This window comes from Pseudomonas phoenicis (assembly GCF_047302395.1).
Classification (GTDB): domain Bacteria; phylum Pseudomonadota; class Gammaproteobacteria; order Pseudomonadales; family Pseudomonadaceae; genus Aquipseudomonas.
In genome coordinates, this window is sequence record NZ_CP154852.1 from 1239770 (window position 1) to 1255908 (window position 16139).

Sequence of the window (16139 nt, forward strand, 5' to 3'; positions counted from 1 at the left end):
TCAGCCGCACTCTGCGCGGCAGGTTTTTGCAACGGGATGGCCTGAACGACTCAGGCCGAATCCCTATCGGTAGCGCGACCCATGCTCACTGGTCGGCGATGGTACGGCTGATGGCATTGACCGTGGCGTCGAGCTGCGCCTGGGTCCGCGCCAGGGTCTGCTGATGCGCCTGCTGCAGTTCGAGCTGTTGCGAACAGAGGTTCAGTGCCGCCAGCACCAGCAGCTTGTCGCCGATCAAGGTCGGGTATTGGCGCTTGGTGTCGCTCAAGGCGGTGTTGAGCATACGCGCCGCTTGGCTGAGGGTGTCTTCCTGCCCCTCCGGCGCCTTGATCGAGTAGTCGACGCCCAGGATCGACACCACGTTCACCGGCTGCTCCTGACGCGAGTAGTAGCTCATGCGCCGACGGTGCCGGCACCTGCGCGCTCGAGCAACGCTTGCAGACGCGAGGTAGTGGCGCCCTGCTTTTCTTCCTGCTCCATCAACGACAGCTGCAGGGTTTCGTTCTCTTCCTTGACCTGGGCCAGCTCCTGGCCGAGCGCGGCGTTCTGCTCGGTCAGTTGGGTGTTCTTGTGCAGCAGGTCGTTGACCAGTTGCTCGATCTGATTAAGGGAGGCTTCCAACATGGCTCTATCTCGGGGTTGTTGCAAAGGGCGCCTACGATAAAGAAAAGTGCGCGGCCTCGCCAATTAATATCGGTACGACGGGTTCAAGCGGCCCATTGACCTGACATCGCGCAACATGTTCCCGAAAAGCGCCACCATTGATCGACCAGTTGCGACGGGCGGCAGCGCCGCCCCACTTCAGGCGTCGTTCAAGCATCTGACCGAAACCGATCGTAGCCATTGGGCCTGCAGGGCAGCACCAGGCGACAACGGACTGCTGACCTCAATAGTCGATACGCACATCACCCTTGGGCACGCTGCAGCAGGACAGGATGTAACCCTCGGCCTCGTCTTCCTCGGTGATGCCGCCGTTGTGCTCCATCTCCACCTCGCCACCCAGCTTGAGCACCTTGCAAGTGCCGCAGATGCCCATGCCGCAGGCCTTGGGGATCATCAGGCCGACTTTCGCCGCAGCCGCATGCACGGTTTCGCCGGGAGCGATGCGGATGCTCTTCTCGCTGCCGATGAACTCCACCAGATTCAGATCGGAATCGTCCACTTCCGGCGCATCGGCAGCCTGCTCGGCCTGTTCGACAGCATTGGCCTTGTCTTCGGCCGGCGTCGCACCGAAGGATTCCTCGTGGTAGCGGCTCATGTCGAAGCCGACGCCTTCGAGCATGCGCTTGACCGCGTTCATGTACGGCGTCGGACCGCAGCAGAATATTTCGCGCTCCATGTAGTCAGGCGCCATCAGCTCCAGCAGGCGCTGGTTGAGGTAGCCGCGGTAGCCGGCCCAGGGTTCGCCCAGGCCATGTTTCTCGCAGATGATGTGCAGCCCGAAATTGGGAATGCGCGAGGCCATCTGCTCGAGTTCGCGGTGGTAGATGATGTCTTTGGGCGTGCGCGCGCTGTGCACGAAGACCATGTCGACGTTGGCGTTGGTGTCGTAGAACCAGCGCGCCATGGACATCACCGGGGTGATGCCGACGCCGCCGGAGAGGTAGAGCACCTTGCTGGCCGGGAAGTCGATGGCGTTGAACAGCCCCACCGGGCCATGCACGGCCAGCTCCTGGCCTTCGTGCAGAGTGTCGTGCAGGTGGTTGGACACGTGCCCGCCTGGTACCCGCTTGACGGTGATGGAGAAGCTGTAGGGCACGGACGGCGAGCTGGAGATGGTGTAGGAGCGCATCACCTGCTTACCGTCGATCTCCAGCTCCAGGGTGACGAACTGTCCGGGCTTGAAGAAGAACATGATCGGCGCGTCGGCCATGAAGCAGAACGTGCGCACGTCCCAGGTCTCTTGGATGACCTTGACGCAGCGCACGGTGTGGCGGCCGTTGACCCAGGTCTGCGTGGTGACCGGATTGAGGAAGGTTTCGGACATGATCATCTCCAGCGGCCGACTACCGGCCTTTTTATGGTTGCGATGATGCTCAAGCCCGAAGGGTCGCACTTTCCTATCTGCGACATCGGCGTGCTTATCGCGACCAGCCCCGTGAGACAAGGCCTGGCGCGTCGGAATCAGATTGGGCCATGTCGTCCATGGATACGGTTCGCGTCGGCACTAATCGCACACTCCACCGCAAATGCACCGGCTGCTGCACACGAAGACGGCCGGGCCGATGGCAACGCAGCACCACAACGATTAGCCACCTTTCGCCGGCCGTTTCAGGCCATGAGGAACCACATGATGGACGTCACCGCAACCCTGAGCCTGGGCGATCCACTCGAACCTGCACGCAAGGCCACCGCCGAGATGCTGCAGAACCGCGAGCGTACCTATTCGCTGCCCCAGCCTTTCTATACCGACGAGCGTCTGTTCCAGATCGACATGCAGGAGATCTTCCACAAGGAATGGCTGATCGCCGGCATGACCTGCGAAATCCCGGCCAAAGGCAATTACCTGACCCTCGAGATCGGCAAGAACCCGATCATCGTGGTGCGCGGCACCGAGGGTAAGGTGCACGCCTTCCACAACGTCTGCCGCCACCGCGGTTCGCGCCTGTGCGTGCACGAAAAAGGCAAGGTGGCCAAGCTGGTGTGCCCGTACCACCAATGGACCTACGAACTCGACGGCCGCCTATTGTTCGCCGGCACGGAGATGGGCGCGGACTTCGACATGAAGCAGTACGGCCTCAAGCCGATCAACGTGAAGACCGCGGGCGGCTACATCTTCATCAGCCTGGCGGAAAACCCGCCGGCCATCGACGAGTTCCTGGCGACCCTCGAGCACTACATGGAACCGTACGACATGGAGAACACCAAGGTCGCGGTGCAAACCAAGTTGTACGAGAAGGCCAACTGGAAACTGGTGCTGGAAAATAACCGCGAGTGCTACCACTGCAACGGTTCGCACCCCGAGCTGCTGCAGAGCCTGCAAGAGTTCGACGACACCAACGATCCACGTGCCAGCCAGGACTTCAAGGACCAGGTCGCCGCCTGCTCGGCCGCCTGGGAAGCCGAGAAGATTCCGTACCTGCACAAGAGCCATGGCCTGCGTAACCGCATCGTGCGCATGCCGCTGCTCAAGGGCACCGTGTCGATGACCATGGACGGCAAACAGGCGTGCAAGAAACTCATGGGCCGCATCCAGAACCCGGACCTCGGCTCGATGCGCATCCTGCATCTGCCGCATGCCTGGAACCACTGCATGGGCGACCACATGATCGTCTTCACCGTATGGCCGATCAGCGCCCAGGAGTCGATGGTCATCACTCGCTGGCTGGTGCACAAGGATGCGGTCGAGGGCGTCGACTACGACCCGGAGAACATGCGCAAGGTCTGGGACGCCACCAACGACCAGGACCGTCGCCTGGCCGAAGAGAACCAGCGCGGGATCAACTCTACGGCCTATCAACCGGGGCCCTACTCCAAGACCTACGAGTTCGGCGTAGTGAACTTCATCGACTGGTACAGCCAGCGGGTGTTGAACAACCTGGGCGCAGAGCCGGCGCCTTATCTGAAGGAAATCAAGGCGCAGTAAACTTTCCCACGGGTGGTGATCAGGACCATCCGGTTTCATGCGGTGGGCCCGCACAGCCTACCCTTGTCCTCATGCAGACTCATGGGTGTGGCTTGCGGTCTGCGACCCTGCACGTGTGGCGCTCACTGCCACACGCATTGCCTGATCAAATCCGCAGCACTGTTCGCCCCCGAAGCGTCAGAGAGGCGAACGCATTTACGCTGGGTGTGCCAGGCCATCACCGCCAAATGCAGTCAGGCAATGGGCCTACACGATCACACCTGTAGCGCCAGTCGCAAAGACCGATCGCGCGAAAGGACGCCTGTCTTATACAGGCGCCCCTGTCACCTGCTGAAGGTGAATGTTGTAACGGCTATCCATAGGCAATCTGGCGATCGTGACGAGCTCATACGCAGACATTGCGGTAGCAATCATGGCGAGTGATGTGTCTATCCACATCAGCGCGTCCGAACCCTGTGTCGACAAACGCCCTATCGACGTTCCGATGCCCATCGTTGCAGTGATACTGCCAACGGCCGTCACTACGGTGTCGCGAGTGCTCCATCGGGGAACCATGTTCTCGGACATCAAGCTAGGCACCACTCCACTGCGAGTCCCTGGATATCCTGTGTTGAGATTAAAGTCCTGCGCTTGCATATACCCCCTGAAGGCCTTCACCACACTGATACCAAGGTTCAGGACGCCACTAACGATGTTCCGCACGGGCGAGAGCCAAATGGGGAAGCGGCCGGACGGATCAGTGCAATTGATGGGGTCGTTAAGGCAATACGCGTAGGCATTGATCCCACCCTTACCGAAAGGACTAAGCCGGTCACTCGAGACAAACCGCATCATCACGGGGCTGTACATTCGATGGCCATTGCCCAGATGGTAGCCTCCCGCGTGGCAATCGTGCCGTTCGCCAGTGAAACCCAACAACGGACCCGCACAATGTGATTGCACGCCATAGGGGCCATAAGCTCCAGGTGCACGACGTCTGCCGCTCGAGCTCGAGCGCTGCAAGTCGATTTGGCGCGTCGTGTGTGCCTCGATCATGGCAGAAGATTCCTGTTCGCTTGAAAACCCTACGCTATCAAAAAGGTTTCGAACGGATAACTGCCAAAAATATTAGGTATTTCGCAAACGCCCGGAAAAGGCAGGCAGAAAACGCTGACGCACAAATTGATGTTTGTGCGATCAACCACCTTGATGAACGACACTCTCGAACACGACGTCAGATGCCTGCTTGCTTTCTATTCAACGCAAGACGCCCTCTTCCACCAACAATTTTAAGATGGCCTCGGCGCCTTCCTGCGCCGTCACGCCTTTCAAGACCTTGCCGCCACCACCGCTGGCCTTTGCCGTGGCCGCCTTCATCCGATCCGCGCCGCTCTTGGCCTTGATCACCTTCAAGCGCTTGGGCCTTGGCCGGGCCGGTTGCAGTTGCGCGTCGGCAAGCAAGTCGTCTTCGACCACCTGGACTTCCCGCGCCGCCAGCACGCCACGGCGCGCCGGACCGAACGCGCTCTGCCGTGGCGTCGGTGCGGCGTTGTCGACGGTCGCCAGCAACGGCAAGCGTACTTTCAGGCGACGCCGCTGTCCGCGCGGCAAGGCCTGCAGCACCAGGGCGGTGCCGTTGTCGATGGACTCGACGGCCGCCAGGCCGACGATCAACGGCCAGCCCAGTCTTTCCGCCAGCAGAAACGGCAGCATGCCCGAGCCTTCGCCGGTTTCCGCCTGGCTACCGGTCAGCACCAGCTGCGCACCCGCGTCGCGCAAGTAGTCGCCGAGCACGCCGACGACATCGGCGCCGGCCGGCTGCTCCAACACGTCCAGATGGTCCAGCCCCATGCCCAGATAGGCGCGCAGGGCTTGCTCACGGTGATCGCCCGCATGCACCACTTGCAGGTGCTCGCCAGCCAGTTGCAAACCCAGCTCCACCGCGCGGGCATCCTGCTCGGCGCGGCGGGTACGCCCGGAACCGGGGTGCGCGCCGATGGAAACCAGGCTGATGACTTTGGTACTCATGCTCGTCCCCTCAAGCCGCATCGCGCTGGCCGCCGCTGCGGAAGTTTTCCACCGCTTCGATCAGTGCCTGGAGAATCGCCGTGCTGTCGCCAATGATCGACAGGTCGGCGCGTTTGATCATGTCGCAGGCCGGGTCCATGTTCACCGCCACCACCTTGTCGCAGGCCGCGATGCCCTGCAAGTGCTGGACGGCGCCGGAGATGCCGACGGCCACGTACACCCGTGCCGTGACCCAGGTCCCGGTCGCCCCGACCTGGCGGTTGCGCGGCATGAAACCATCGTCCACCGCCACCCGCGAAGCGCCTTCGGTGGCGCCGAGTACGGCGGTGGCGCGGTGGTACAGGTCCCAGTCCTTGATGCCGCTGCCGCCCGAGACGATGAACTCGGCTTCGGCCATGGCGATGGCGGCCGGGTCGACCGCTACCGAGCCCAGGTCTTCGATGCGCGACAGGCTGCGCGCCACCGATGCCGACAGTTCCACCGGCAAGGCTTCGTGGCGGGTGTCGCTGACCGGGTCCGAGCATTCCGACGAGGCCAGGATGATCCGTGCGATGCCACGTTGCAGGTCCTGCTGGCCGGCACCGGCACGGCCGATGCACTCATCGTCCTTGACCTGCCATACGCGGGTCGCCGGGCGCTCGCCCATGGCCGCGGCCAGACGCCGGCCCAGCTCGCCACCGCCGTTGCGGGTGTCGGGCAGCAGCCAGTGACGCGGCGCGAACTGCGTGTCCACGGCGCGCAGGCCCTGCACCAGTTGTTCCGGGGCATAGCCTTTGTAGGCATCGCCCTCGAGCACCAACAGGCGGTCCACGCCGGCAGTGTCGAAGGCGGTTTCCTTGTGCTCGCCGAAGACGATGGCCAGCACCGCGCCGTCCTGACCGGCCAGGCTGTGGGCCAGGCCGAGCAGGTCGCGGTCGTGCGGACCGAGGCGGCCACCGACCATGTCCGGCACCACGGCGATGTAGAAGGCCGGCTCCAGCACCTGGTGCAGCGGCAGTTGCACCTCGGCGGCGGCGCTGCGCCGGCCCCCGGTGGCCGTGCCCTGCTGGGCGCCGCTGCGGTCGATGCGCTTGAGGCCGTTCGGCCCCATGAAGCCGGCGGCGATGGCGTGGGTGTTCTTGCGCATCAGGCCGTTGGGGCCCATCCAGCTAGTCTGCTGGGTCTGCATCGCCGCATGCAGCGGATGCAGACGGTTACGGGCGATCCACTCGGCACGTGGGTCGCGGCGGATGAGGTCGCTCATCAATGCACCTCCGCAGGTTCACGTTTGGCCGCTTGCGGCTTGGCCGCGGCGGCAGGGGCAGGCGCTTCCAGCAGCACGTCGGCCACCAGTTCCGCCAGGTCCTTGATCAAAGGGCGTGGCTCCACCACACCTTCGAGCATCGCCGTGCATTGCGGGCAACCCACGGCGACCACTTCGGCCTCGGTGCTGCGGATGTCGTCCATGCGCATGTCAGGAATCCGTTGCTTGCCGGGGATGTCGGTGATCGGCGCGCCACCACCACCGCCGCAGCAACGCGAGCGGAAGCCTGAACGCTCCATCTCGCGCACTTCGATGCCCAGAGCCCTGAGCACCTCGCGCGGCGCTTCGTACTCGCCGTTGTAGCGGCCCAGATAGCACGGATCATGGTAGGTGACACTGCCGCCCTTGTGCTGGCCGAGATCGAGCTTGTTCTGCGCGATCAGTTCGGCGATGTAGGTGCTGTGGTGCTGCACCAGGTACTCGCCGCCCAGCGCGCCGTATTCGTTCTTGAGCACGTGGAAGCTGTGCGGGTCGCAGGTGACGATGCGCTTGAAGCGGTATTTACCCAGGGTCTGGATGTTGCGCTTGGCCAGCGACTGGAAGGTCGCTTCATCGCCCAGGCGTCGGGCCACATCGCCACTGTCGCGCTCTTCCAGACCAAGCACGGCGAAGTCCACGCCCGAAGCCTTGAGCACCTTGACGAAGGCACGCAGGGTGCGCTGGTTGCGCATGTCGAAGGCGCCGTCGCCGACCCAGAACAGCACCTCGGTGCTTTGCGCATCGGCCAGCAGTGTCAGGTTGAGGTCGGCCGCCCAGTTCATCCGCCCACCGGGGTTGAAGCCGCCGGGGTTGTCGGTGGCGATCAGGTTGTCCAGCACCTCGGCGCCCTTGTTCGGCGTGGCGCCTTTTTCCAGGGTCAGGTGACGACGCATGTCGACGATGGCATCGACGTGCTCGATCATCATCGGGCATTCCTCGACGCAGGCGCGGCAGGTGGTGCACGACCACAGCGTCTCGGCATCGACCAGGCCGTTGACGATCGGCTGATGGGGATGGCCGCCGTGCTCGCCAATCGGCTTACCAGGATACGGGCTGCCGGCGAACTTGGCGTCGGTGCCACCGGCCAGGCCTACGACCATGTCCTGGATGAGTTTTTTCGGGTTCAGCGGCTGGCCGGCGGCGAACGCCGGGCACATGGCCTCGCACTTGCCGCACTGCACGCAGGCGTCGAAGCCCAGCAGTTGGTTCCAGGTGAAGTCGGCCGGCTTTTCCACGCCAAGGAGCGCGTCCGGGTCTTCCAGGTCGAGCGGCTTGAGGCCGGTCGAACGGCCGCCGCCGAAGCGCTCGCTACGGCGGTGCCAGGCCAGGTGCAGGGCACCGGCGAAAGCGTGCTTCATCGGCCCGCCCCAGGTCATGCCGAAGAACAGTTCCGACACGCCCCACAGCACGCCCAGCCCGAGCACGGCGACCATGATCCAGCCGCCGGTATTGGCCGGCAGAATGCCGGCCACCGGCAAGGTTGCGATGAAGAAGCTCGCGGCGAACACCAGCAGGCTTTTCGGCAGGCGCATCCACGGGCCTTTGGACAGGCGCGCGGGCGGATCGATACGGCGGCGGTAGACGAAGATGGCACCGGTGAACATAACCAGCGTGGCCACCAGCAGCGCGTAGCCGAGGATCCTGCTCTGCAGGCCGAAGCCGTGCACCAGGATCGCCAACGCTGCCGACAGCACGAAGCCGCCAGCGGTGGCCACGTGGGTATTGGAGATGTACTTGTCGCGCCCGACCACATGGTGCAGGTCCACCAGATAGCGGCGCGGCATGGCCAGCAGGCCGCCGATCAGGTTGACCGGCGAAGGCCTGCCGCGGCGCCACATGCGCACGCGGCGCACGGCGCCGAGCACGGCCAGGGCGAGCGCCGCGAACAGCAGGATGGGTATCAGGGTGTTCAACATGGGTAACTCCCACAACAGCTGGTTGCTTGCGCCGCCCTAAAACGCGGCGCGGACCCTGTGGGAGCGGCTTCAGCCGCGAAAGCGTCAGATCAGACAACAGCGTTTTCAATGCTGACGCTTTCGCGGCTGAAGCCGCTCCTACAGGGAGCCAGTTCCGCCAGTGATGGCGATATGCATAACGGTGGACGCGAACCCTGAAGCCGCTCCCACAGGGGGCCAGTTCCGCCAGCGATGGCGGCGTTCGCGCGGGCCGCAGCAGCAGGTGAACCCGCTCACTCGAAAGTCCGCCCCGCCAAGCCGGGCTCGATCAAAAGTCCTTGCACAGGCGCAGCGCGTCATAGATCGCCGCATGCACGTTACGCTGCGCCACGCAGTCACCGATGCGATACAGCAGGTAGCCCTCGCCCGGCTGGCTGAGGATCGGCTGCGGCTGGATCGCGAACAGGGCTTCGACGTCGATCTGGCCCTTGTTGCGCGAACCTTCCTTGAGCGCGTAGTACAGCTGCTCGTCGGGACGCACACCGTTCTCGATCACCACCTGGTCGACCACCCGCTCTTCGCGGGCGCCGGTGTACTCGTTCTCGAGCACCGCCACCAGCTTGTCGCCCTCGCGGTAGACCTTTTCCAGCATCATGTCGCCGGTCATGATCACTTCCTTGGGATACATGCTGCGGTAGTAGGTCGGGAAGGTCGTACCGCCCATGGCCACGCCCGGCTTGATGTCGTCGGTGACGATCTCGACCTGGCTGCCCTTGTCGGCGATGAAGTCGGCCACCGACATACCGGTGAACTCGCAGATGGTGTCGTAGACCAGCACGTTCTTGCCCGGCGCGACCTTGCCGTCGAGCACGTCCCAGCTGCTCACCACCAAACCTTCGGCGGCGCCCCAGTGCTCGTTCTGCTCGACGAACGGATGGCCGCCGTTGGCCAGCACGATGATGTCCGGGCGCAGGTCCTGGATGGTCGCCACATCGGCGGCCGTGCCCAGGCGCAGGTCGATCTTCAGGCGGGCGAACTCCAGCTGGTACCAGCGGGTGATGCCGGCGATCTGGTCGCGCTGCGGCGCCTTCGAGGCGGTGATGATCTGCCCGCCGATCTGTTCCTTCTTCTCGAACACGGTCACGTCGTGGCCGCGCTCGGCCGCCACGCGGGCCGCTTCCATGCCGGCGGGGCCGCAACCGACCACCACCACTTTGCGCTTGGCGCCGCTGCTCTTCTCGATGATGTGCGGCACGCCCATGTACTCACGGGAGGTCGCGGCGTTCTGGATGCACAGCACGTCCAGGCCCTGGTATTGGCGGTCGATGCAGTAGTTGGCGCCGACGCACTGCTTGATCTGGTCCACCTGCCCCATCTTGATCTTGGCGATCAGGTGCGGGTCGGCCATGTGCGCGCGGGTCATGCCGACCATGTCGACGTAGCCGCCTTCGAGGATGCGCTGGGCCTGGTTGGGGTCCTTGATGTTCTGCGCGTGCAGCACCGGCACCTTGACCACTTCCTTGATGCCGGCCGCCAGGTGCAGGAACGGTTCGGGCGGGTAGCTCATGTTCGGGATGACGTTGGCCAGGGTGTTGTGGGTATCGCAACCCGAGCCGATCACACCGAAGAAGTCGACCATGCCGGTGGCGTCGTAGTACGCGGCGATCTGCTTCATGTCCTCGTGGCTGAGGCCGTCGGGATGGAATTCGTCGCCGCAGATGCGCATGCCCACGCAGAAATCGTCGCCGACCTCGGCGCGTACGGCCTTGAGCACTTCCATACCGAACTTCATGCGGCCTTCGAAGCTGCCGCCCCATTCGTCGGTACGCTTGTTGACCCGCGGGCTCCAGAACTGGTCGATCATGTGCTGGTGCACGGCCGACAGTTCGACGCCGTCCAGGCCGCCTTCCTTGGCCCGGCGCGCGGCCTGGGCGTAGTTGCCGATCACCCGCCAGATCTCTTCCGGCTCGATGGTCTTGCAGGTGGCACGGTGCACCGGCTCGCGCACGCCGGAGGGCGACATCAGGGTCGGCCAGTTGAAGCCGTCCCAGCGCGAGCGCCGGCCCATGTGGGTAATCTGGATCATGATCTTGGCGCCGTGCTTGTGCATGGCGTCGGCGAGGTTCTGGAAGTGCGGGATGATGCGGTCGGTCGACAGGTTGACCGAGGCCCACCACTCCTGCGGGCTGTCGATGGCCACGACGGACGAGCCGCCGCAGATCGCCATGCCGATGCCGCCCTTGGCCTTCTCTTCGTAATACTTGACGTAACGGTCGGTGGTCATCCCGCCGTCGGTGGCGTACACCTCGGCGTGGGCGGTGCTGAGCACGCGGTTACGGATGGTCAGTTTGCCGATCTGGATCGGCTGGAACATTGCTTCGAAGGCCATGACGGTTTCTCCGGCTTACAACGGCTTTGTAACGAACAGGCCATCTTCGTGGCCTTCTTCGGACCCGCCGTAGACCTGTTCGGCTACGGTGCGGATGTTGCTGCCACGGGCAGCGAGGATCTGGTCCATGGCGCCGGCGAACCAGCCGGTGAACATGTAGTCGACCTTGCGGCCGCACTTGCCATACACGTAGACGAAGGCCGAGTGCTTGAGCTTGACTTCGCAGGTGCCCTTGTCGAGGTCGATGGACTGGATCTCGAACAGGCCCCAGCCGCGCTGGCTCAAACGCTTCATGTAGTGTTCGAATACCGCCTTGCCTTCCAGGCCATGGCATTCGGCTTCCTTCTCGCACCAGTGCCAGGCGGACTTGTAACCGGCCTTGTAGAGGATATCGGCGTACTTGTCGGCGCCCAGGACTTCTTCGATGCCCATGTGGTTGTTGACGAAGAAATGCCGCGGCACGTACAGCATCGGCAAGGCGTCGCTGGTCCAGACACCGGTCTCGCTGTCGACTTCGATTGGCAATTGCGGGGCGATCTTGGCCATGGAAACTCAACTCCAGAAATTTTTATTGGGGTGCAAAAGCCGGTGTGGCTTTTGGTTTGAAGCGGTGTTCGGGGAGGCGCTTGCGTGGGTTCGGCTGGGGTTATCGAGGTGGCTGTTCTGGGGCCGCTGTGCGGCCCATCGCGGCTGAAGCCGCTCCTACAGTGATCTTCATATGGCTCCACGGCTACGGTGCCGCTCTACGCCACTGAAGCCACCACGCCGATTCTGTAAGAGCAGTCCAGCCCTACTCGGACCTGTGGGAGCGGCTTCAGCCGCGATGGGCGGCGACGCCGCCCCAACGCGCCTATTCCCCCCACACATCCTTAAGCACATTCACCCAGTTCTCGCCCATGATCTTGCGCACCACGCGCTCGGAGTGGCCGCGCTTGAGCAGGGTCTCGGTCAGGTTGGGGAACTCGCCCACGGTGCGGATGCCCAGCGGGTTGATGATCTTGCCGAAGCTGGTCAGGCGGCGGGCGTAGCCCTTGTCGTGGGTCAGGTATTCGAAGAATTCCTTGCCATGACCCTGGGTGAAGTCGGTGCCGATGCCGATGGCGTCCTCACCGACGATGTTCATGGTGTACTCGATGGCCTCGGCGTAGTCGTCGATGGTCGAGTCGATGCCCTTGGCCAGGAACGGCGCGAACATGGTCACACCGACGAAACCGCCGTGGTCGGCGATGAACTTCAGTTCTTCATCGGACTTGTTGCGCGGGTGCTCCTTGAGCCCCGACGGCAGGCAATGCGAGTAGCAGACCGGCTTCTTGGATTCGAGGATGACCTCCTCGCTGGTTTTGGAGCCGACGTGGGACAGGTCGCACATGATGCCGACGCGGTTCATCTCGGCGACGATCTCGCGGCCGAAGCCCGACAGCCCGCCATCGCGTTCGTAGCAGCCGGTACCGATCAGGTTCTGGGTGTTGTAGCACATCTGTACGATGCCCACGCCCAGCTGCTTGAAGATCTCCACATAGGCGATCTGGTCTTCGAAGGCATGGGCGTTCTGGAAGCCGAAGAGGATGCCGGTCTTGCCCTGCTCCTTGGCTTTGCGGATGTCGGCGGTGGTGCGCACCGGCATCACCAGGTCGCTGTTTTCGCGAATGAGTTTCTGGCTCGCCGCGATGCTGTCGACGGTCGCTTTGAAGCCTTCCCAGACCGATACCGTGCAGTTGGCGGCAGTCAGGCCGCCCTTGCGCATGTCTTCGAACAGTTCGCGATCCCACTTGGCGATGATCAGGCCGTCGATGACGATGCTGTCGGCGTGAAGTTCGGCTGGGCTCATCAGGCTGTCCCCTTTTATCGAGTGTTGGCGCCAAGGCTTGTGCCGACGCTTTGGGGGCAGCATATGCCTGTCACTTGCGACGCCCCGATGCAAAAACGACAGGGGGTTTGCCGAAAGCGTCAAGGCCCGACAAAGGGCGCTCCGGCGCGGGCTGCGGCGATGAGAGCCAGTCTCGATAACGCCTCTGAGGTCGTTTTCGATGAAGATTGGCCATGTCGTCTACCGGCCTTGCCGACCCTCTGCCAGAATCGCCCGACCGCTCACCGATGGACCTGGAGAAACCCGATGAAAGCGATGGCATGGCTGGCTCTGATGGGCGTGATGATGGGTGCCCAGGCCGGCGAGGAAGACAGCACGCCGTGCGACACCGTCGACACCGAGCAGCAGGCCCAGGCCTGCGCTGCGTTCAACCGGCAGACGGCCGAGCGCGAATTGAAGACGGCGCTCGACGAACTGCTTCAACGCGTCAACGAACAAGCGGACGGGCAGCCTTCCCAAGCGCGCGAACTGGCCATTCGCCTGCAAGCAGCGCAGACGCTGTGGACACAGCTGCGCGATGCCGACTGCAAGGTCGAAACCTATGCCGAAAAGCCCGGCAGCGAGGCTTTCGAAGCGGCGTGGAACACCTGTCTGGCGCAGCGCAGCGACGATCGTTCCGAATACCTGCAGTCGCTGGGGCAGCCGTAGCCGGTCCGCTTCACATGGAAACGTTTGGTGCTTATGGTGCTGGCCGTCGCTTCCTAGGATGCGCTCCTGGCACGTCACCCGAGGTGCCTTCACTCCATGACCGGGAAGCAGAACATGACAACGAGCCTCAGCAAAAACGATATGGACAGCGCCATCGCCGCCTTGAAAAAAGAAGGCGAAGCGCGTGCCGTGATGGTCGCCAACACCGTATGCATCTTCGCCCCTGACGTACCTGCCAGCGTGGCCGAAGACGTCCTCGACGGCATGCGCCTGATGAACCTGTCGGCGAACAAGAAGTTCGACAAGGAGACCCAGCAACGCGAGTGGTACAACTTCTACAACGATGGCCTGGGCAAGTTCGGCTGGACCCTGACCGGCGCTGCCCACGTCGAAGAGGCCCTGGACAAGGACACCCACACCCTGGCGACGCTGCTGCCGCAAATCGTTACGGTGCAGATAGGCGCTTCGCATCGCCTGTGCCACAGCGTGCGTCGCTCGTTCGAAGTGATCGTGCGCACCCCCAAGGCTCAGCAACTGCTCGAACAAAGCAGCCTGAGCGTGTCGGGCAAATCCAGCACCGTGCAGATTTCGGCATGCGAGATGAGCCCGCAGGGCTTGCCGATCATGCACATGACCAGTGTTCAACTCAGCTACGAGAAGGCCGAAAAAACCGGTGACCTGGCCGGCCGCCTCATCGACAAGTCCAATACCCGCGTCTACCGCGCGTCCCAGCAGGGCTCGTTCAGCGTTCGTCACTTCGACGCCATGCGCGACGCTGTGCGTCAGAAGCTGGCCAGCCAGGCAGCGGATATCCTGGCACTGGATATCTGAAGCCCCTGACTTGGCGCCTTTCGGGGCGCCAAGTACCCCTTCGCACAAAGGCACCTACCTGCATGCCGCCGTCATCTTTCTCGGAGCACCACGAGGGCTTGCACAGTTGCTTGCGCCTGGCACAACTGACGGCCGACCAGGCCTTCGATCGGCAACGCGAGGGTAAAGCCTGGTTCGAGTGCTATTTGCAGACATTGGAAAGCAGTGAGGTCACGCTATTCGAGCGGACCGTCCGGCGTCTTCCCTTCACCCCGACCGATGCCGTATTCGAAGACGTCTTCGCAGGCCTGATTCCGGCACCCCAGCCAGCCAACCTGGCTTTCGTGCGGGTCGCCAGCGACCTCATGGCAGGGTTGCGCCAAGCCGACCTCGCCCTGCTCACCGCGCGGACAGCCTGCTCGCGGTTGAACATCGATTTCGACATGCACAGCGACGACACACCCGTGGCAATCCTCTTCCATATGCACTGCAAGACCGATCCCGAGCGCCCGCGCACACGGCTGATCGTCGAACTGGAGCATTTGGGTGCGAAGCTCGAGCGGCCGGCGTTCGAGCGCTGGCGCGAAAAGCTCGAAGCGCGCTTGCAGGCGCTATCGAACCTCGACGAGCTTTGACGTCGCGACCGAAGTCAAGCCTCCCTGCCGCCCCACACGCGGGCAGTGCCCGAAACGTCGCTTGTAACATCGCGTGAAGTACGACGGCAGTTCGAAACCGCACGCCAGGCTGATCTGGGTGATGCTCATCTGCGTCTGCGCCAGGAGCAGCCGCGCCTTGTCCAGCCGCAGGCCGAGGTAGAAACCGCTGGGCGTTTCGTCCAGGTGCAGCCGGAACAGACGCTCCAACTGGCGCCGCGTGATCAACGCCCGGGCGGCCAGTTCCAGCGTGCCCAGGGGTGTCTCGAGATGCCTTTCCATTTCACCGATCACCTGTACGAGCTTGCGGTTACCGATGCCGTAGCGGGCGGCGATTTCCATGCGTTGGTGGTCCTGTCGTGGGCGGATGCGCCCGAGCACGAACTGCTCCGACACCTGCACCGCCAAGGCGCTGCCATGGGCCTGGGCGATGAGGTCGAGCATCAGATCGATCGATGCCGTGCCACCCGCGCACGTGATGCGCCGACGGTCGATTTCGAAGAGTTCCTGGGTGGCCTGCAAGCGCGGATAGCGCTCACGGAAAACCTCGAGCGCCTCCCAGTGCAAGGTCGCGCGGTGGCCATCGAGCAGGCCGGCTTCGGCCAGCACCATCGCCCCGGTGTCGATGCCGCCGAGCACCACGCCAGCATGGTCACGCTTGCGCAGCGCCTGCTGCAACGCCGGGCCGAAATGGCGCAGCGGCTCGAAGCCGGCGATCACCAGCAGCAGGCGCCCCGCGTCGCCCTCCTCCAGTGCCTGGTCGGCGTTCACCGACATGCCGTTGCTGGCCTCGATCGCGCCACCGTCCAGGCTCAGCACCCGCCACCGGTACAGCGCACCGCGAAAGCGATTGGCCACGCGCAATGGCTCGATGGCGCTGATGAAGCCCATGGCCGAGAAGCCCGGCAGTAGCAGCAAATCGATGGTGTCGGGCATCTCGGCCTCTGAGGTGTGTCGGTGGAGGGGCACGGCTGCGCCAGAACGATTGACCACACCGGTCCA

Annotated in this window: 15 protein-coding genes; 4 read left to right on the forward strand and 11 right to left on the reverse strand. The window is 63.5% G+C overall.

Translation table 11 applies throughout. From position 1 onward, the window contains the following. Nucleotides 1-85 precede the first annotated feature (85 nt). The 3 genes from AA0Z93_RS05630 to gbcB all read right to left on the reverse strand — a co-directional run bounded on the left by AA0Z93_RS05630 (nucleotide 86) and on the right by gbcB (nucleotide 1987). Nucleotides 86-397 (reverse strand): cell division protein ZapA, encoded by a 312-nt coding sequence (locus AA0Z93_RS05630; RefSeq protein ID WP_413046019.1) that lies wholly within the window; start codon nucleotides 395-397, stop codon nucleotides 86-88. After that, nucleotides 394-624 carry a hypothetical protein gene (locus AA0Z93_RS05635; RefSeq protein WP_313739646.1) on the reverse strand — a complete coding sequence of 77 codons (231 nt, stop codon included), beginning with the start codon at nucleotides 622-624 and terminating at the stop codon, nucleotides 394-396. The genes AA0Z93_RS05630 and AA0Z93_RS05635 overlap by 4 nt, the downstream gene beginning before the upstream one ends. Before the next feature lie 262 nt (nucleotides 625-886). Then, nucleotides 887-1987, reverse strand: coding sequence for a glycine-betaine demethylase subunit GbcB (gene gbcB, locus AA0Z93_RS05640; protein ID WP_413046018.1), 1101 nt, complete (start codon nucleotides 1985-1987; stop codon nucleotides 887-889). 306 nt (nucleotides 1988-2293) lie between these two features. Here gbcB and gbcA point away from each other — a divergent pair, with 306 nt between their 5' ends. Continuing rightward, on the forward strand, nucleotides 2294-3586 hold the full coding sequence (gbcA, locus tag AA0Z93_RS05645; protein WP_413046017.1) for a glycine-betaine demethylase subunit GbcA: 1293 nt from the start codon (nucleotides 2294-2296) through the stop codon (nucleotides 3584-3586). A 306-nt stretch (nucleotides 3587-3892) separates the two neighbouring features. On the opposite strand, the gene AA0Z93_RS05650 is transcribed toward gbcA, so the two are convergent. The 7 genes from AA0Z93_RS05650 to AA0Z93_RS05680 form a co-directional block, all read right to left on the reverse strand. Further along, on the reverse strand, nucleotides 3893-4621 hold the full coding sequence (locus AA0Z93_RS05650) for an RHS repeat-associated core domain-containing protein (protein ID WP_413046016.1): 729 nt from the start codon (nucleotides 4619-4621) through the stop codon (nucleotides 3893-3895). 201 nt (nucleotides 4622-4822) lie between these two features. Continuing rightward, a complete protein-coding gene (locus AA0Z93_RS05655; RefSeq protein WP_413046015.1) occupies nucleotides 4823-5593 on the reverse strand; it encodes an electron transfer flavoprotein subunit beta in 771 nt (256 codons plus the stop codon). 10 nt (nucleotides 5594-5603) lie between these two features. Continuing rightward, nucleotides 5604-6836, reverse strand: a complete 1233-nt coding sequence (locus AA0Z93_RS05660) for an electron transfer flavoprotein subunit alpha/FixB family protein (protein ID WP_413046014.1) — start codon at nucleotides 6834-6836, stop codon at nucleotides 5604-5606. Next, on the reverse strand, nucleotides 6836-8791 hold the full coding sequence (dgcB, locus tag AA0Z93_RS05665; RefSeq protein WP_413046013.1) for a dimethylglycine demethylation protein DgcB: 1956 nt from the start codon (nucleotides 8789-8791) through the stop codon (nucleotides 6836-6838). The genes AA0Z93_RS05660 and dgcB overlap by 1 nt, the downstream gene beginning before the upstream one ends. A 307-nt stretch (nucleotides 8792-9098) precedes the next feature. Then, a complete protein-coding gene (gene dgcA / locus AA0Z93_RS05670) occupies nucleotides 9099-11159 on the reverse strand; it encodes a dimethylglycine demethylation protein DgcA (RefSeq protein ID WP_413046012.1) in 2061 nt (686 codons plus the stop codon). Nucleotides 11160-11174: 15 nt separating this feature from the next. Then, a complete protein-coding gene (locus AA0Z93_RS05675) occupies nucleotides 11175-11705 on the reverse strand; it encodes a DUF5943 domain-containing protein (protein ID WP_413046011.1) in 531 nt (176 codons plus the stop codon). 304 nt (nucleotides 11706-12009) lie between these two features. Continuing rightward, nucleotides 12010-12987, reverse strand: a complete 978-nt coding sequence (locus AA0Z93_RS05680; RefSeq protein WP_413046010.1) for a dipeptidase — start codon at nucleotides 12985-12987, stop codon at nucleotides 12010-12012. A 285-nt stretch (nucleotides 12988-13272) separates the two neighbouring features. Here AA0Z93_RS05680 and AA0Z93_RS05685 point away from each other — a divergent pair, with 285 nt between their 5' ends. The 3 genes from AA0Z93_RS05685 (at nucleotide 13273) to AA0Z93_RS05695 (ending at nucleotide 15119) form a co-directional block, all read left to right on the forward strand. Then, a complete protein-coding gene (locus tag AA0Z93_RS05685; RefSeq protein WP_413046009.1) occupies nucleotides 13273-13674 on the forward strand; it encodes a lysozyme inhibitor LprI family protein in 402 nt (133 codons plus the stop codon). Nucleotides 13675-13788: 114 nt separating this feature from the next. Continuing rightward, nucleotides 13789-14505: a hypothetical protein gene (locus AA0Z93_RS05690; RefSeq protein ID WP_413046008.1), complete on the forward strand. Its 717-nt coding sequence runs from the start codon at nucleotides 13789-13791 to the stop codon at nucleotides 14503-14505. A 62-nt stretch (nucleotides 14506-14567) separates the two neighbouring features. Then, entirely contained in the window at nucleotides 14568-15119 is a 552-nt protein-coding gene (locus AA0Z93_RS05695) for a hypothetical protein (RefSeq protein ID WP_413046007.1), read from the forward strand. Here AA0Z93_RS05695 and AA0Z93_RS05700 read toward each other — a convergent pair. Next, nucleotides 15096-16073 carry a GlxA family transcriptional regulator gene (locus AA0Z93_RS05700; RefSeq protein WP_413046006.1) on the reverse strand — a complete coding sequence of 326 codons (978 nt, stop codon included), beginning with the start codon at nucleotides 16071-16073 and terminating at the stop codon, nucleotides 15096-15098. The two genes, AA0Z93_RS05695 and AA0Z93_RS05700, sit on opposite strands and share 24 nt — an antisense overlap. Between the last annotated feature and the right edge of the window lie 66 nt (nucleotides 16074-16139).

Coding starts and splice junctions, on each gene's coding strand:
- AA0Z93_RS05630 (WP_413046019.1), bottom strand. CDS start 397: ATGAGCTACTACTCGCGTCAGGAGCAGCCGGTGAACGTGGTGTCGATC.
- AA0Z93_RS05635 (WP_313739646.1), bottom strand. CDS start 624: ATGTTGGAAGCCTCCCTTAATCAGATCGAGCAACTGGTCAACGACCTG.
- gbcB (WP_413046018.1), bottom strand. CDS start 1,987: ATGTCCGAAACCTTCCTCAATCCGGTCACCACGCAGACCTGGGTCAAC.
- gbcA (WP_413046017.1), top strand. CDS start 2,294: ATGGACGTCACCGCAACCCTGAGCCTGGGCGATCCACTCGAACCTGCA.
- AA0Z93_RS05650 (WP_413046016.1), bottom strand. CDS start 4,621: ATGATCGAGGCACACACGACGCGCCAAATCGACTTGCAGCGCTCGAGC.
- AA0Z93_RS05655 (WP_413046015.1), bottom strand. CDS start 5,593: ATGAGTACCAAAGTCATCAGCCTGGTTTCCATCGGCGCGCACCCCGGT.
- AA0Z93_RS05660 (WP_413046014.1), bottom strand. CDS start 6,836: ATGAGCGACCTCATCCGCCGCGACCCACGTGCCGAGTGGATCGCCCGT.
- dgcB (WP_413046013.1), bottom strand. CDS start 8,791: ATGTTGAACACCCTGATACCCATCCTGCTGTTCGCGGCGCTCGCCCTG.
- dgcA (WP_413046012.1), bottom strand. CDS start 11,159: ATGGCCTTCGAAGCAATGTTCCAGCCGATCCAGATCGGCAAACTGACC.
- AA0Z93_RS05675 (WP_413046011.1), bottom strand. CDS start 11,705: ATGGCCAAGATCGCCCCGCAATTGCCAATCGAAGTCGACAGCGAGACC.
- AA0Z93_RS05680 (WP_413046010.1), bottom strand. CDS start 12,987: ATGAGCCCAGCCGAACTTCACGCCGACAGCATCGTCATCGACGGCCTG.
- AA0Z93_RS05685 (WP_413046009.1), top strand. CDS start 13,273: ATGAAAGCGATGGCATGGCTGGCTCTGATGGGCGTGATGATGGGTGCC.
- AA0Z93_RS05690 (WP_413046008.1), top strand. CDS start 13,789: ATGACAACGAGCCTCAGCAAAAACGATATGGACAGCGCCATCGCCGCC.
- AA0Z93_RS05695 (WP_413046007.1), top strand. CDS start 14,568: ATGCCGCCGTCATCTTTCTCGGAGCACCACGAGGGCTTGCACAGTTGC.
- AA0Z93_RS05700 (WP_413046006.1), bottom strand. CDS start 16,073: ATGCCCGACACCATCGATTTGCTGCTACTGCCGGGCTTCTCGGCCATG.